12 protein-coding genes are annotated in these 14167 nt (G+C 74.5%); 9 read left to right on the plus strand and 3 right to left on the minus strand.

From position 1 onward, the window contains the following. Positions 1 to 52: 52 nt before the first annotated feature. Complete coding sequence (locus ACZ5XZ_RS16805) at positions 53 to 856, minus strand: glutamate racemase (RefSeq protein WP_468978495.1); 804 nt, start codon at positions 854 to 856, stop codon at positions 53 to 55. 123 nt (positions 857 to 979) lie between these two features. On the opposite strand from ACZ5XZ_RS16805, the gene ACZ5XZ_RS16810 reads away from it, so the two are divergent. Beyond that, the gene (locus ACZ5XZ_RS16810; protein ID WP_468978621.1) at positions 980 to 2119 is read left to right on the plus strand and encodes a glycosyltransferase; all 1140 of its coding nucleotides are present in this window, start codon (positions 980 to 982) and stop codon (positions 2117 to 2119) included. A gap of 95 nt (positions 2120 to 2214) precedes the next feature. On the opposite strand, the gene ACZ5XZ_RS16815 is transcribed toward ACZ5XZ_RS16810, so the two are convergent. Continuing rightward, entirely contained in the window at positions 2215 to 3621 is a 1407-nt protein-coding gene (locus ACZ5XZ_RS16815; protein ID WP_468978497.1) for a TerD family protein, read from the minus strand. A gap of 246 nt (positions 3622 to 3867) precedes the next feature. Here ACZ5XZ_RS16815 and ACZ5XZ_RS16820 point away from each other — a divergent pair, with 246 nt between their 5' ends. From ACZ5XZ_RS16820 to ACZ5XZ_RS16845, 6 genes are all read left to right on the plus strand, one after another. Beyond that, positions 3868 to 4329 (plus strand): DUF6643 family protein, encoded by a 462-nt coding sequence (locus ACZ5XZ_RS16820; protein WP_451446306.1) that lies wholly within the window; start codon positions 3868 to 3870, stop codon positions 4327 to 4329. Positions 4330 to 4376: 47 nt separating this feature from the next. Then, a complete protein-coding gene (locus tag ACZ5XZ_RS16825) occupies positions 4377 to 5201 on the plus strand; it encodes an MOSC domain-containing protein (RefSeq protein ID WP_468978500.1) in 825 nt (274 codons plus the stop codon). A gap of 156 nt (positions 5202 to 5357) precedes the next feature. Next, on the plus strand, positions 5358 to 6248 hold the full coding sequence (locus ACZ5XZ_RS16830) for an MEDS domain-containing protein (protein WP_468978501.1): 891 nt from the start codon (positions 5358 to 5360) through the stop codon (positions 6246 to 6248). Further along, on the plus strand, positions 6242 to 6694 hold the full coding sequence (locus ACZ5XZ_RS16835; protein WP_468978503.1) for an ATP-binding protein: 453 nt from the start codon (positions 6242 to 6244) through the stop codon (positions 6692 to 6694). The genes ACZ5XZ_RS16830 and ACZ5XZ_RS16835 overlap by 7 nt, the downstream gene beginning before the upstream one ends. A 136-nt stretch (positions 6695 to 6830) precedes the next feature. Then, positions 6831 to 7433, plus strand: a complete 603-nt coding sequence (locus ACZ5XZ_RS16840) for an Rv1733c family protein (protein WP_468978505.1) — start codon at positions 6831 to 6833, stop codon at positions 7431 to 7433. A gap of 178 nt (positions 7434 to 7611) precedes the next feature. Further along, complete coding sequence (locus tag ACZ5XZ_RS16845; RefSeq protein ID WP_468978507.1) at positions 7612 to 10041, plus strand: right-handed parallel beta-helix repeat-containing protein; 2430 nt, start codon at positions 7612 to 7614, stop codon at positions 10039 to 10041. Here the strand turns inward: ACZ5XZ_RS16845 and ACZ5XZ_RS16850 are convergent. Beyond that, on the minus strand, positions 10011 to 12428 hold the full coding sequence (locus ACZ5XZ_RS16850) for a hypothetical protein (protein ID WP_468978508.1): 2418 nt from the start codon (positions 12426 to 12428) through the stop codon (positions 10011 to 10013). The two genes, ACZ5XZ_RS16845 and ACZ5XZ_RS16850, sit on opposite strands and share 31 nt — an antisense overlap. A gap of 233 nt (positions 12429 to 12661) precedes the next feature. On the opposite strand from ACZ5XZ_RS16850, the gene ACZ5XZ_RS16855 reads away from it, so the two are divergent. Together ACZ5XZ_RS16855 and ACZ5XZ_RS16860 are read left to right on the plus strand one after the other, a co-directional pair. Continuing rightward, complete coding sequence (locus ACZ5XZ_RS16855; RefSeq protein WP_468978510.1) at positions 12662 to 13507, plus strand: DeoR/GlpR family DNA-binding transcription regulator; 846 nt, start codon at positions 12662 to 12664, stop codon at positions 13505 to 13507. Between the two features lie 176 nt (positions 13508 to 13683). Beyond that, entirely contained in the window at positions 13684 to 14157 is a 474-nt protein-coding gene (locus ACZ5XZ_RS16860; RefSeq protein WP_468978513.1) for an SRPBCC family protein, read from the plus strand. Positions 14158 to 14167: the final 10 nt, after the last annotated feature.

The following is a 14167-nucleotide window of genomic DNA, read 5'->3' on the forward strand; positions in this document are numbered from 1 at the left end:
GACGCAGCGTACGCGTCTTCGCACGCTGTGGCAGTGCGCCGGAGGGGGGCGGTCAGCCGCTCAGCACGCCCGCGGTGTCCGTACGGCTCCCCGCGAGCAGCCGGCCCTCGGCGTAGGCGAGGGCCACGGCCGGCAGTCCGGCCGGGCGGCCGCTGAGGAGCACGCTGAGTCCGCCGGTCGGGGCGGCCGCGGGCGCCGGCTCGGTGCCGGCGCGGCGCAGCGCCTGGGCGGCGACGGCCTCGGCCGAGCCGTGCAGGACGAGTGCGGGGGCGCCGGGCTGCTGAAGAGCGGCGCGGATCCGGTCGCCGACCAGCTCGTAGTGGGTGCAGCCCAGGACGACGGCCCGTACGTCCCGGGGGGTGCGGGCCGCGGCGGCCTCGATGGCCGCGTCGATGGCGGCCTCGTCGGCGGCCTCGACCGCGTCGGCGAGACCCGGGCAGGGCACTTCGGTGACGGTCACACCGCGCGCGAAGCGCTCGATCAGGTCCCGCTGGTAGGGGCTGCCGGTGGTGGCGGGCGTGGCCCAGATGGCGACGGGGCCGCCGCCGGCCGCGGCGGGCTTGATGGCCGGGACCGTCCCGATGACCGGGATGGCGGGCTCCAGCTCGGCCCGCAGGACGGGCAGCGCGTGGACGGACGCGGTGTTGCAGGCGACGATCAGCGCGTCGGGGCGGTGCGCGGCGGCGGCGCGGGCCACCGCCAGGGCGTGTTCGGCGACGTCGTCGGGGGTGCGCGGGCCCCAGGGCATGCCGTCGGGGTCGGAGGAGAGGACCAGATCCGCGTCCGGCCGCAGTCGCCGTACGGCAGCCGCCGCCGCGAGCAGCCCGGTCCCGGAGTCCATCAGCGCGATCTTCACCCGGACACTTTACCGGGCCGGACGTCCGACTTGTCATACCGGCCGGGGCGTCCGGTGGGGACACGTCGGCCGGCAAGCCGGGCCGTCGCCGCGGTGGTGCGGCAGACTGCGCGGGTGGGAGCGATGGGCTGGATCGGTGCCGGGTCCTTGGTGGCCTGGGCGTGGCTGCTGCTGGGGCAGGGCTTCTTCTGGCGTACCGATGTACGGCTGCCGGACCGCCGGGATCCCGGGCGCTGGCCGTCGGTCGCGGTGGTGGTCCCGGCGCGGGACGAGGCCGCGGTGCTGCCGGAGAGCCTGCCCTCGCTGCTGGGGCAGAAGTACCCGGGCCGGGCGGAGGTGTTCCTGGTCGACGACGGCAGTTCGGACGGCACCGGCGCGCTCGCCCGTGAGCTGGCCGACGCGCGGGGCGGGCTGCCGCTGACGGTGGCCTCGCCCGGTGAGCCCGAGCCGGGGTGGACGGGCAAGCTGTGGGCGCTGCGCCATGGGATCGCGCTGGCCCGGGAGCGGATGGCGCCGGAGTATCTGCTGCTGACCGACGCGGATATCGCGCACGGTCCGCAGAGCCTGCGGGAGTTGGTGGCGGCGGCCCGGTCGGCGGGGCTGGATCTGGTGTCGCAGATGGCCCGGCTGCGGGTGGTGACGTTCTGGGAGCGGCTGATCGTGCCGGCGTTCGTGTACTTCTTCGGGCAGCTCTACCCGTTCCGCTGGGTGAACCGGCCGGGGGCGCGGACCGCGGCGGCGGCCGGCGGCTGTGTGCTGCTGCGGCGGGAGGCCGCGGAGCGGGCCGGCGTCCCGGAGGCGATCCGGGGCGCGGTGATCGACGATGTGACGCTGGCGCGGGCGGTGCAGCGATGCGGCGGCACGATCTGGCTGGGGCTGGCCGACCATGTGGACAGCGTGCGGCCGTATCCGCGGCTGGCCGAGCTGTGGCGGATGGTCTCGCGCAGCGCGTACGCCCAGCTGCGGCATCAGCCGCTGCTGCTGCTCGGCACGGCCCTCGGCCTCGCGCTGGTGTATCTGGCGCCGCCGCTCGCGCTGGCGGCCGGGCTGGCCGGCGGCGGCCCGGTGACCGCGGCGCTGGGCGGTGCGGCCTGGGCGGTGATGTGCGGGACGTATCTGCCGATGCTGCGCTACTACGGGCAGCCGGCCTGGACGGCGCCGCTGCTGCCGTTCACCGCGCTGCTCTATCTGCTGATGACGGTGGACTCGGCGGTGCAGCACTACCGGGGGCGCGGCGCGGCCTGGAAGGGGCGGACGTACTAGGGGCTGTCCGATGGGTCAGGGGCGGACCCGGCCATGACCCATCGGACAGACCCTAGGACACGCCCTGACGCCGGTCCGCCCCCTCAAGGCCCGTGTCACTTGCTGGCCGGGGACCAGTCCAGGCCCCAGCCGTAGGCGTGGTCCACGGTGCGCTGCGGGCTGATGCCGGGCTCGGGGACGAGGTAGCGGGCCTCGCGCTGGACGACGAGTTCGCTGCCGGTGTTGGTGATCAGGGCCAGCGCGCAGACGTTGGAGGGCACCGTGCAGGCGTCCAGCGAGAACTCGACGGGGGCTCCGTGCTGGGGCTGGAGGGTGACGGTGGCGCTGAGTCCCTCGAAGGTGCGGGCCCCGGCGTAGACGGTGACGAAGATCAGGATGCGCCTGACGCGCGCCTGGTGGTCGAGGTTGATGGTCAGGTTCTCGCCGGCCGCGACCGCGCCGGTGCGGTCGTCGCCGTCGAGTTGGATGTACGGCGGCGCGTGCAGGGTGCCGAAGTTGTTGCCGAGGGGGTGGACCACTCCGGCGGCGCCGTCGGTGAGTTCGTACAGCGCGCACAGATCGAGGTCCAGTTCGCCCGAGGAGGGCAGCAGCGCGCCGCGGGCGCCCATGGCCTGCATCGCCTTGCGGCCGAGTTTCTTGGTCAGCCGCTTGCCCGCGCCGCCGCTGCTCCAGTTGAGGTTCACCCGCATCGCCCCGGAGGTGCCGCCCTGCTTCGTCAGCGAAACGGCTGGGGCGTCCTTCGTGAGGGTGACTTTTGTCAGACGAATCGGAGGGGGCGCGGAAGCCGGCGCGGGCTGTCCCGGCGGGGGCGGAATTGACGCCGCCGGTTGACCCGTCGGCAACGGGGGCGCGGGAGGTCCCACGGGGGGCGCAGGCGCCGCCATCGGGGGCGCGGGAGCCGGGGCGGCGGGCATCGCGGGAGCCGGGGCGGGCGCCGAGGCGGGGGCCGGGGCGGGCGCGGGGGCCTGCGGCGCCGCGGGCTCCTCGACGCTGATGCCGAAGTCGGTGGCGAGGCCCGCGAGTCCGGTGTCGTAGCCCTGTCCCACCGCGCGGAACTTCCAGCCGCCCTGGCGCCGGTAGAGCTCCCCGAGCACGAAGGCGCTCTCCGTGGTGGCGTCCCGGCTGTCGAAGCGGGCGATCTCGGCGCCACTGGCCGCGTCCAGCACCCGGATGTGCAGCCCGGGGACGCTGCCGAAGGCGCCGCCGTCGGCGGAGGCGGCCAGCACCACCTTGTCGACGGCGGGTTCGACGGCGGCCAGGGCGACGGTGAGGGTGTCGGTCATCGCACCGCCGGCCGGGCGCTTGCCCTCGTGGCGCACGGCGCCGGAGGCGTGCGCGGCCTGGTTGTAGAAGACGAAGTCGCCGTCGTCGCGGACCTTTCCGGACACCAGCAGCAGCGCGGAGGCGTCCACGTCCGGCGTCCCGGGGGCGGTCTGCCAGCCCAGTTCCACCCGGACCGCCTGGGCCGGGACCGGGACGTTGCCGCCCTTGAGCATCGACATCGCTGCGCCTTCCTCTCGTCCGCCGTGCCCCGTCAGTGGTGGCACTCCCAACCTACTTGGCCCGAACCGCGCCGAACGTCCCCTGTTCACCCGCGAGAAGCGAGGTCTTTACACGATCCCTACGGGCGATCGCGACCGATTTTCCCAAGTTCGCTCGCATTGGCGATCCATGACCTCTCCGAACACGTAAAACAACCCTCTTTTCAGGCTCCCCAATCAGCACATCGTGGGCTTAACTTATGACGCATGACCTCCCCCCGCTCTACCTACGGCGGCGGCTACTACGCTTCGCCTTCCTTCCCGGACACCCCGATCTACGACAGCCTCGTCGCAGAGCGAGGAACGCCCCAGATCGCCCCGATCCGGGTGAATCCCTCCCCTTACGACACGGGTTCGTCCTATTTGCCGGCGCTGCCCTCGGCGCTTCCGGCGCTTCCGGCCGCTCCCTCCCACCCCTCGCCGGGGCAGGGGTACCCGGGTGCCGCCGCGCAGCCGGTCGCTCCGCTGCAGCACGCCCCGGCGCCGTACATCCCCCAGCAGGCGGGGGTCCGTGGCGGCTACCAGGCCCCGCAGCAGCCCCAGCCCCAGCGCCCGGCACCGGGCATGGGCACGGGGTATGAGGCGATGCGGCCCGCCGCTCCGGTCGCGCCCCGGCCGGCCGCCCCGTACGACGATCCGTACGGCCGGCAGTATCCACGCGGGTACTGACCTGGGCGATCGGTCAACTGTCCGAGGCGGCTGGCAGGATGGGACCCATGCCCAAGCCCACGCTCCAGTCGATCCATCTCTACCCGGTCAAGTCCCTTGCGGGGTCCGACCCCGGCGAGGCGGTCGTTGAGCCGTGGGGGCTCGCCGGGGACCGACGGTGGCTGCTGGTGGACGCCGAGCGCAGGATGATCACCCAGCGGCAGCAGCCGACGTTGGCGTTGGCGCGCGCCGAGGGGTTGCCGGGTGGTGCCCTCCGGCTCACCGCCCCCGGTATGGCCGCGCTGACGGTCGAGCCGCCCGGGTGCGGGGAGACGATCGCGGTGGAGGTCTGGAAGGACGAGGTGGAGGCGGTACCCGCGGGCGAGGCGGCGGCCGAGTGGTTCCGCGGGTATCTGGGCGTCGAGTGCCGGCTGGTGCATCTCGACGCCCCCGAGAAGCGCCGGCCGATCCACCCCGAGTACTGCGAGCCCGGTGAGACGGTCAGTTTCGCCGACGGCTTCCCGCTGCTGCTGACGACCGCCTCGTCGCTGGACGCCCTCAACTCGCTCATCGCGCAGGGCGACCACGCCGACGAGGGCCCCCTGCCCATGAACCGTTTCCGGCCCAATGTGGTGGTGGACGGCACGGCCCCCTGGGCCGAGGACGACTGGCGGCGGATCCGTATCGGCGAGGTGGTCTTCCAGGTGGTCAAGCCCTGCGCACGCTGTGTGGTCACGACCACCGACCAGCGCACCGCCGAGCGCGGCAAGGAACCGCTGCGGACCCTCGCCCGCCGTCGCCGCTTCGGGGACCGGCTGGTCTTCGGCCAGAATCTGATTCCCCGCGCGGCCGGCACGATCCGTCTCGGCGACCCGTTCGAGATACTCGACTGACGGGCCGGCGCGGCCCTGCGCCGTGGCCGCGCCGTGGCCGCGCCGCGGGCGTGCGCGCCGGCTGCCGGACCATCACGGCCCGGTGACGGTCGGCCGCGGTGGGCGCCCGGCGCCGCCGGAGGGGCCAGGGCGACGGGAGACCAGGACCGCGTGACGATGCCTGCGAGGGACACCGAGAGCGACCATCTGATCCCTGTCCAGCATCTGCGGCCCGGAGACCACGCCTTTGTGAGTTACGGCAACGACGAGGTGCGCTGGGAGGTCGTCACGGCATTCGTCCGGCTCGGGCTGGCGCGCGGCGAGAAGGTACTGGTCCTGCCCTGCCCCGAGGTGCCCGAGGAGGAGGTGCTGGCCAGGATCGACTTCCCCAGCCGCAGCACCGTCCGGGCGCGCGCCCGCGGCCAGTTGGTGGTGGACAGCATGCGGCAGTTGATCGCGCCGGACACCGCGTTCACCGCCGCGCGGCAGATGGACCGGCTGTACGCGGAGACCGACCGGGCCACGGCCGAGGGCTATACGGGCCTTCGGGCGTTCATCGACATGGGCTGGGTGGCCGCCCTCGGCGCGGACGTCGCGACGATGATGCGCCGCGAGACGGGCGCGCAGGCGCTCTTCACCCGCCGCCCGTACACGGAGATCTGCGCCTACGACCGGCGCCGGTTCGACCGCGAGGTCGTCGCCGCCATGGAACGGGCGCACCCGCGCGCGCTGCTGGAGCGTCTGGGCGCGCTGCGGTCGGTGCGCGACCCGGACGGCGCGCTGCGCTTCATCGGGGAGGCGGACGCCGCGCATCAGGACGCGTTCGGCAGGGCGCTGCAGATCGCGCTGGCGCACACGGCGCCGGCCCGGCGGCTGACGGTGGATCTGACCCGGCTGCACTTCCTGTCGGTGGGCTGCGCCGTCACCCTGCTGATGCTGGCCCGCGGCGCCGTGGGCCATGAACTGATCGAGGTGCGCTGCCACCGCGGGCAGCGCCGGATGCTGCGGCGGCTGGGCAGCGGGACGGTGCCGCTGCTGGTGCTGACGGAGGTGGTGCATCCGTGGTGAACCCCGATCCGGCGGGCCCGGTCGAGGACCCGGCCGAGGAGTCCGGCCACCGGTTGCTCCAACGGCGCTTCAGCGCCCGGCTGCTGCCCCAGCTGCGGCTGCTGGTCGAGGAGTGCGCCGCCCGGGAGGGCCTGTGCGAGCCGCGGCGGGGCGAGTTCGTGTTGGCCGTGGCCGAGATCGCGGGGAACGCCGTGGAGCACGCGGGCGGTTCGGGGCGGCTGGTGCTGCGTCGGGTGGGCGACGAGCTGGAGTGCCGGATCAGCGACGCGGGTCCCGGGTTCAGCGAGGCGGTGATCCCCGAGCTGCTGCCGGGCCTGGACGGTGCGACGAAGGGGCGCGGGCTGTGGCTGGCGCGCTTGGTGGCGGACCGCTTCGAGGTCACCGGGGCGGCGCCGGGGCCGGACGGGACGGGCGCGGTGGTGACACTGGCGGTATGGCTGCGCTGAGCGCCCGGGCCCCGGGCTCCCGCTCCGTGGGGACGCAAAGCCGGTTTCCGTACGGCGTGATGTGGCTCTCTCTTGGCAGAACTCTCGCGTGGAGCACCCCTGATGCGGTATTTACCAAGACGGAGAGGGGGCGACGATGCGAGCGATGCGAGGGGTATGGCGCTGGCGGCGCAATCCGCTGCGGCGGCGGACCGATCGGATCGAGGCCTGGCTGGCGCTCGCCGCCGCCCTCCTGATCGCCTTCGGGGCGCCCGCCGCCGGCTGGTTCACCGGCCGGGCGGCGCACGGCGCGCTGCTGGAGGCCGTACGGATGCAGTATCAGCAGCGCCATCTGGTGTGGGCCACGGTCGACCGGCTGGTCTCCCGGGCTCCGCTCGACCCCGATCCGGAGACCTCCTCGCAGCGCGATGCCCACCTGCGGGTGATCGCCCGCTGGACGGCCGTGGACGGCAGCGCCCACACCGGGCAGCTCGCCGCACCGCGTCCGGTGGAGTCCGGCGAGCGGTTCCGCATCTGGACCGACGACCGGGGCCGGGTGATGCCCCGGCCGATGGACGTCGACACGGCCGGTACGCACGCGGTGCTGGCCGGTCTGGGCACCACGGCCGCCGTCGGCGGGCTGATCGAGGCGGGGCGGCGCCTGGTCGTCGGGCAGCTGATGGCGCGTCGCTTCCGCCGCTGGGATGCGGAGTGGGAGCGCGCGGGCCAGGACTGGGGCCGGGCCGACGCCGGGAGTTGAGCCGCCCGGTCCTTCGCCGCTGAGCAGGCGCTGACCGTGTCAACTGCCGCCCCCCGGGCGCGCTACGGTGGGGGCGCCAGCCTCTGGGCTGGGGCCTGGAGTACCCGAATGCGGACATCCGCGTACGGATGGTTGCCGGGCCGACATCAGCCGCACGAGGTGGGGGCACGACAGCGCCATGGCACAGGGCTCGGTCCAGGTGACGCACTCCGGAACGTCGCGGTGGCGGCGCCGCACAGGGGAGTACAGCTCGCTCGCCGCCGCCCTGGAGGCCGCCGGGGACGGTGATGTGCTGACCGTCCCGGCCGGCACGTACCGGGAGAACCTGGTGCTGCTGCGCGCGGTGACGCTGCGGGGCCCGGACGGGGCGCGCGGCTCGGTGCGGATCGCCCCTGCCGACGGGGTGGCGCTGACGATACGAGCCTCGGCGACCGTCCACGATCTGCATCTGGAGGCGACGGACTCGGCCTCGCCCGCACTGCTGGTGGAGGACGGCGCGCCGGAGCTGACCGGCCTGCGGGTGGTGACCCGGTCCGCGTCCGGCATCGAGGTCCGTGGCGGCGCCCGCCCGACGGTGCGCCGCTGCACGGTCGACAACGCGGGCGGGGTGGGCATCAGCGTCCTGGAAGGCGCCGGCGGCCTCTTCGAGGAGTGCGAGGTGGTGGCCGCCGGGCAGGCCGGGGTGGCGGTGCGCGGCGGAGCCCATCCCCGGCTGGAGAACTGCCGGATCCACCACGCCTCGGGCGCCGGGCTGTCGGTCAACGGCGAGGGCAGCGCGGTCGAGGCGGTGGGCTGCGAGCTGTACGAGATCAAGGGCGCGGGGATCCAGGTGGCCGCGCGGGCCACCGGCCATCTCACGGACTGCACGGTGCACCGGACCTCCGCCGACGGCGTCACCCTGGACACCGACGCGGTCCTCACGCTGGCGGACTGCGACATCCACGACATCCCGGAGAACGCGGTCGATCTGCGGTCCCGTTCGGTGCTGACGCTGACCCGCAGCACGGTGCGGCACTTCGGGCGCAACGGTCTGTCCGTATGGGACCCCGGCACCCGGGTGGACGCCAACCAGTGCGAGATCCACGACAGCACCGGCGACTACCCGGCGGTGTGGGTCAGCGACGGCGCCACCGCCGTGCTGGACTCGACGCGGGTGCACGACGTACCCGACGCGCTGTTCGTGCTGGACCGGGGCTCGCGCGCCGACGTCGTCGACTGCGATATCGCGCAGGTCCGCAACACCGCGGTGTCGGTGAGCGACGGGGCGACCGTCCAGCTGGACGACTGCCGGATCCGGGAGGCGGCGACCGGTGCGTGGTTCCGCGACCACGGCAGCGGCGGAACGCTCGCCAACTGCACCATCGACGGTGCGCAGACCGGCGTGATCGTCACCAAGGGCGCCGATCCCACCATCGAGGGCTGCACGGTCAGCGGACCGGCCGAGGCCGGTTTCTATGTCTCGGCCGAGGGCCGCGGCACCTTCCACGGCTGCCGGGTCACCGGGAGTTCGGGCTTCGGCTTCCATGTGATCGACGGCTGCCGTACGACGCTGACACGGTGCCGTACGGAGCGCTGTGCGCGCGGCGGCTACGAGTTCGCCGAGGGCGGCGGCGGGCAGGGGGACGGGCCCACGGTCCAGGACTGCACGAGCGACGAGAGCCGTGCGGTGCCGTCGGCCGCCACGACGGTGCCGCCCGCCGTACAGCCGGCGCCCCAGACGGCCGGGCTGCTGGGCGGCGTCCCGGCGCAGAGCCCGCCGCCGGCCGCGACGGCGGCGGCCGAACCGGTCGTCAGCAGCCGGCCGTCCGGCGAGGTGCTGGGCGAGCTCGACACCCTCGTGGGGCTGGAGAGCGTCAAGCGCGAGGTCCGCAGCCTGATCAACATGATCGAGGTGGGGCGCCGGCGGCAGGAGGCTGGTCTGAAGGCCGCGTCGGTGCGCCGCCATCTGGTGTTCACCGGCTCCCCCGGCACCGGCAAGACCACGGTGGCCCGGCTCTACGGCGAGATCCTGGCGTCGCTGGGGGTGCTGGAGCGCGGGCACCTGGTCGAGGTGTCGCGGGTGGACCTGGTGGGCGAGCACATCGGCTCGACGGCCATCCGTACGCAGGAGGCGTTCGACCGGGCGCGCGGCGGGGTGCTGTTCATCGACGAGGCGTACGCCCTCTCGCCCGAGGAGTCCGGCCGGGACTTCGGCAAGGAGGCCATCGACACCCTCGTGAAGCTGATGGAGGACCACCGGGAAGCGGTGGTGGTGATCGTGGCGGGGTACACCGCCGAGATGGAGCGCTTCCTGGCGGTCAACCCCGGTGTGGCGTCGCGTTTCTCACGGACCATCACCTTCGGCGACTACGCCCCCGAGGAGCTGCTGCGGATCGTCGAGCAGCAGGGCGAGGAGCATGAGTACCGCCTCGCCGAGGGGGCCGGCGAGGCACTGCTGAAGTACTTCACCATGCTCCCCAAGGGCCCCTCCTTCGGCAACGGCCGTACCGCGCGGCAGACGTTCGAGGCGATGGTCGAGCGGCACGCGGGCCGGGTGGCGCAGCTGGCCGACCCGAGCACCGACGACCTGACCCTGCTCTACGCGGACGATCTGCCCGAACTCGCCTGAGGCGGGCGGTCGTCCGCCTCCTCGCCGGCGGGCCGCTGGCCCGGCAGTTCCGGGTCGAGCCGGGCGATCAGCTCGGCGCGGACCGTGTCGAAGACCGGGTCGGTCTGGTAGTCGCCGTGGCCCAGTATCTGGGCGGGCAGCGGGTTGCGCAGGGTGCGGCCGAAGGCGAGCGGGTCGCGCAGCGGCCCCTCGTCGACCCGGCGGCCGTCCTCGCAGGTGAGCCGGATCGGGCCGCCGATGGGGTCGGTGAAGCGCCACAGGTTGCGCCAGTCGTCCATCTCGCGGTGCAGCCCGGTGAGCGCGGGCGGCCCGAAGAAGGTGGGGAACCAGCGCCCGTAGAGGCGCTCCAGGGGGCTGCCGTACGTCAGCAGGGCGACCCGGCTGCGGGTGACCAGGTCCAGCTGCCAGACGGCGGCGGCCGCCAGCACGCTGCCCTGCGAGTGCCCTGATATCACCAGGCGGCCGTTGAACCGCTCGGTCCAGGTGGCCATCCGCCAGGTGAGGTCGGGGACGGCGCGCTCGGCGTAGCAGGGCGGCGCGAAGGGGTGGGCGGCGCGCGGCCAGAACGTGCCGACGTCCCAGAGGATGCCGATGGTGCGGCGGGCGGAGTGGTCGCGGTAGGCGCGCCGGCCCATGGCGATCAGCAGTATCACGCCGGCGCTCATCAGCCAGGAGCCGAGGGACTCCGCGGTCTGGGCGGCGGCGTGCACGACGGGCGGGGCGTCGACGGTGGCGGGGCCGGGCGCCCGGTCGGTGAGCCAGGCGCCGGCCACCGCGCCGGCTCCCAGGACGAGGGTGACCGCGGCGGTGGCGGCGACCAGGACGGGCGCCGCGTCGGTGAGTCCGGCGCGGGCGATGGTGCCGGCGATCCGCTTCGTACGGCGCTCGTCGGGGCGCTCGCGCGGGTCGTAGAGCCCGGGAACGTCCTTGACGACCCGCCCGCGGACGAGGACCACGCGGATGGCCGCCAGGACGGCGACGACCGCGAACACCACCAGCAGCGCGGGGATGGCCGACGCCTGCCAGGACAGCAGGACCGGCGGGCCGGGGATGGGGGCGTGCACCTGGCCGGGCGTGGCGCCGCCGTCCATCCAGTCGGCGAAGCGCTGGGCCACGCCCCCGGACAGCACACCGGCGACCGCGCAGGCCAGCAGGGCGACGGCGGGCCCGCCCATGCCGCGCAGGGCGGTGCGGGCGTCGTCGCGGGCGGCGCGCTGCAGCACCCAGGCGGTCACCGCCAGCGCCAGGACCAGCAGGCCCTGGAAGACCGCGATCCCGCCGAACGCGGCGGCGCCGGGCAGCGGGCCGTGGCTGCGGGCTCCGGGGCGCGCCCAGCCGGTGTGCACGGCGATCAGCGCCAGCACGGCGAGCGCGACGTACGGCAGGGCCCGTACGACCAGGCGGTCGGATTCGTCGTCCGGCGCGGCCTCGCTGCGGGCGGTCCGCCACACGACGACGAGGGTGACCGCGGCGAGCAGGATGACCACGGCGGTCAGCGCCCGGCCGGTGACCGCGAGGGCCGTCCCACCGCCGGCCCGTGCGTCCGCCTTGGCGCCGGCGCCGAGCAGCACCGCGGCGATGGTCAGCACGCCGGCCGTGGTGTGCGCGGCGCGCAGCCGGGCGACCAGCCGGCGGCCGTACCAGAAGCCCTCCAGGCTCAGCGCGGTGCGTTCGGTGTGCGGGGTGTAGCGGGAGCTGCCGGGCCGGCGGGGTGGCGGCGAGGCGGACTCGTAGGCGCTCCAGGTGCGGTGCGAGAGCCACCACAGGAAGCCGATGACGAGCAGCGGCACCGTGGAGGCGAGCGCGAGACGGCGGCCGGGGGCGCTCCACCAGCCGTGGTTGTCGGGGCTGAGGAAGCCCAGCCAGGACTTGCCGGTGACGCAGACGGTGGTGCCGGCGCACTGCCAGGCCGTGAGGTCGAGGGCGACCTCACAGGCCGCGGCGGCGAGCAGGACGGTGAGGGTGAGCGCGAGGAGGCGCACCAGGAGGTCGTAGATCCGCTGTGCCCGGTGGTCGGGTGGGGCGGCCGGGCGCATCCAGTGGGCGAGGTTGGCGACCATGAAGGGCACCAGGATCAGCCACAGGGCGCGGGCGCCGTTGCCGGAGGTGAGATTGGACCAGCAGTAGGCCTCGCGGACCGGCTCGTCGTGGTAGTCCTCGGGTCGCCGCTCGGCGTCGGCGTCCTCCGTACGGCGGTAGCAGGCGGCGGTGTCGTCCCCCGTGATCAGCTGCACCCGTGGGTCGCCGAGCATCTCCTGCGCGGTGGTGCCGCCGACGCCGTGCACCAGCAGCTCCAGTGAGAGCTGCGGTGCGTCGGCCGGTGGGCCGGCTCCGGTCGCGGCCGGATCCGTTGGGCGGGCATGCGGTGTCGGTTCCGCGGTCTCCACTGGCTGTCCCCCGTTGTCCATGTGGCACCGTGCGGTGCGGTGCCCCAAGGATTGTCCCCCGCCGGCAGCAGCGCATCCACCGGTTCTGGATACCGGGGCGCCGCGCGGTGAGTTCGCGGCGGGCGCGGGGGCACTGTCGGTGGCTCGTGCGAGGATGAGGGAACCAGTGATCGCGGGCGGGAGCCAGCGCGTACGACCCGACGTGGCGAGCCGGGCGGAAGGGACGGGCCGGGGTGAGCGACAGCCAGAACCTCCTTGCGGAGCAGCGGCGTGCCCTGATTCTCGACGAGGTCAGGCGGCGCGGCGGGGTGCGGGTCAACGAGCTGACCCGCAAGCTGAGCGTCTCGGACATGACCGTCCGCCGCGATCTGGACGTGCTCGCGCGGCAGGGCATGGTGGAGAAGGTGCACGGCGGTGCGGTGCCGGTCAGCGAGCCGAGCGCCCATGAGCCCGGTTTCGAGGCGAAGTCGGGGCTGGAGCTGAGCGCCAAGGAGGACATCGCCAAGGCCGCGGCCGAGATGGCGGCGCCGGGCAGCTCGATCGCGCTGGCGGGCGGCACGACCGCGTTCGCGCTGGCGCAGCAGCTGCTGGACGTACCGGATCTGACGGTGGTGACGAATTCGGTGCGGGTGGCCGATGTGTTCTACACCGCGCAGCGGGCGGCGGCCAGCGGCGGCACGGGGCCGCGCGCGGGGGCGGCGACGGTGGTGCTGACGGGCGGGGTGCGGACGCCGTCGGACACGCTGGTGGGGCCGGTGGCGGACGCCGCGATCCGGACGCTGCACTTCGATGTGCTGTTCCTCGGGGTGCACGGCATATCGGTGGAGGCGGGGCTGTCGACACCGAATCTGGCGGAGGCGGAGACCAATCGGCATTTCGTCCGCTCGGCGCGGCGGGTGGTGGTGGTCGCCGACCACACCAAGTGGGGCACGGTCGGGCTGAGTTCGTTCGCGACGCTGGACGACGTCGATGTGCTGGTGACGGACTCCGGGCTGTCCGCCGGGGCGCGCGCGGAGTTCGCGGAGCTGCCGCCGGAGCTGGTGGTGGCGGGCGAGCAGCCGGCGGACACGGAGGTCTGACGGGGAAAGCGGAGGTCTGACGGCGGCCGGCGCGGGGCGGCTCTCCCCCCGTGCGGCCCGCCGGCGGACTCGTCGGCGCCCGGCCGCAGACTTCTGACGGGTCGCCAGCTATGGTGTGCGGCGCCGGGGACACGCCGCCCCCGGCCACCGACCGTCCCGTAGGGGGTGCTCGTCCCATGGCACGCCGACTCCGCCCCGTCGAGCTCGACTTCGTCGAGTCCGCCCCGCTCCGGCTGGTCTTCGCCGCGGAGGTCGCCGCGCCACCGAAGGCGGTGTACGCGGCGCTGGCGGACGACGTGGCGGGCTGGTCGCGCTGGTTCACGGGCGTGGCGCGCGCGGTGCCCACGCATGACGGCCGGGGTCGACAGGTGCGGCTGACCGGCGGCACCCGCTTCGTCGAGACGGTCCTGGCGGCCGAGCCGGACGAGCACTACGCCTACCGGGTCGACACCACCAACGCCCCGGGTCTGCGGGCCCTGTTGGAGGACTGGCGACTGACGCCCGCGGGCGCCGGCACCCGCCTGCGGTGGACCTTCGCGGCCGACGGCCCGGCGCCGTTCCGCTGGGCGGTGACACTGGCCAGGCCCGGCCTGGGCCGCGCCCTGCGGGAGTCGGCCCGGGCCCTGGACCGCCGCCTCACCGGAACCTGAGCCGGGCCCG

This window comes from Streptomyces sp. NPDC033270 (assembly GCF_055576575.1).

What these genes read in the sequence shown, in the direction of transcription:
- ACZ5XZ_RS16810 (WP_468978621.1), top strand. Translation starts at nt 980, where the DNA reads ATGGGCTGGATCGGTGCCGGGTCCTTGGTGGCCTGGGCGTGGCTGCTG.
- ACZ5XZ_RS16815 (WP_468978497.1), bottom strand. Translation starts at nt 3,621, where the DNA reads ATGTCGATGCTCAAGGGCGGCAACGTCCCGGTCCCGGCCCAGGCGGTC.
- ACZ5XZ_RS16820 (WP_451446306.1), top strand. Translation starts at nt 3,868, where the DNA reads ATGACCTCCCCCCGCTCTACCTACGGCGGCGGCTACTACGCTTCGCCT.
- ACZ5XZ_RS16825 (WP_468978500.1), top strand. Translation starts at nt 4,377, where the DNA reads ATGCCCAAGCCCACGCTCCAGTCGATCCATCTCTACCCGGTCAAGTCC.
- ACZ5XZ_RS16830 (WP_468978501.1), top strand. Translation starts at nt 5,358, where the DNA reads ATGCCTGCGAGGGACACCGAGAGCGACCATCTGATCCCTGTCCAGCAT.
- ACZ5XZ_RS16840 (WP_468978505.1), top strand. Translation starts at nt 6,831, where the DNA reads ATGCGAGCGATGCGAGGGGTATGGCGCTGGCGGCGCAATCCGCTGCGG.
- ACZ5XZ_RS16845 (WP_468978507.1), top strand. Translation starts at nt 7,612, where the DNA reads ATGGCACAGGGCTCGGTCCAGGTGACGCACTCCGGAACGTCGCGGTGG.
- ACZ5XZ_RS16860 (WP_468978513.1), top strand. Translation starts at nt 13,684, where the DNA reads ATGGCACGCCGACTCCGCCCCGTCGAGCTCGACTTCGTCGAGTCCGCC.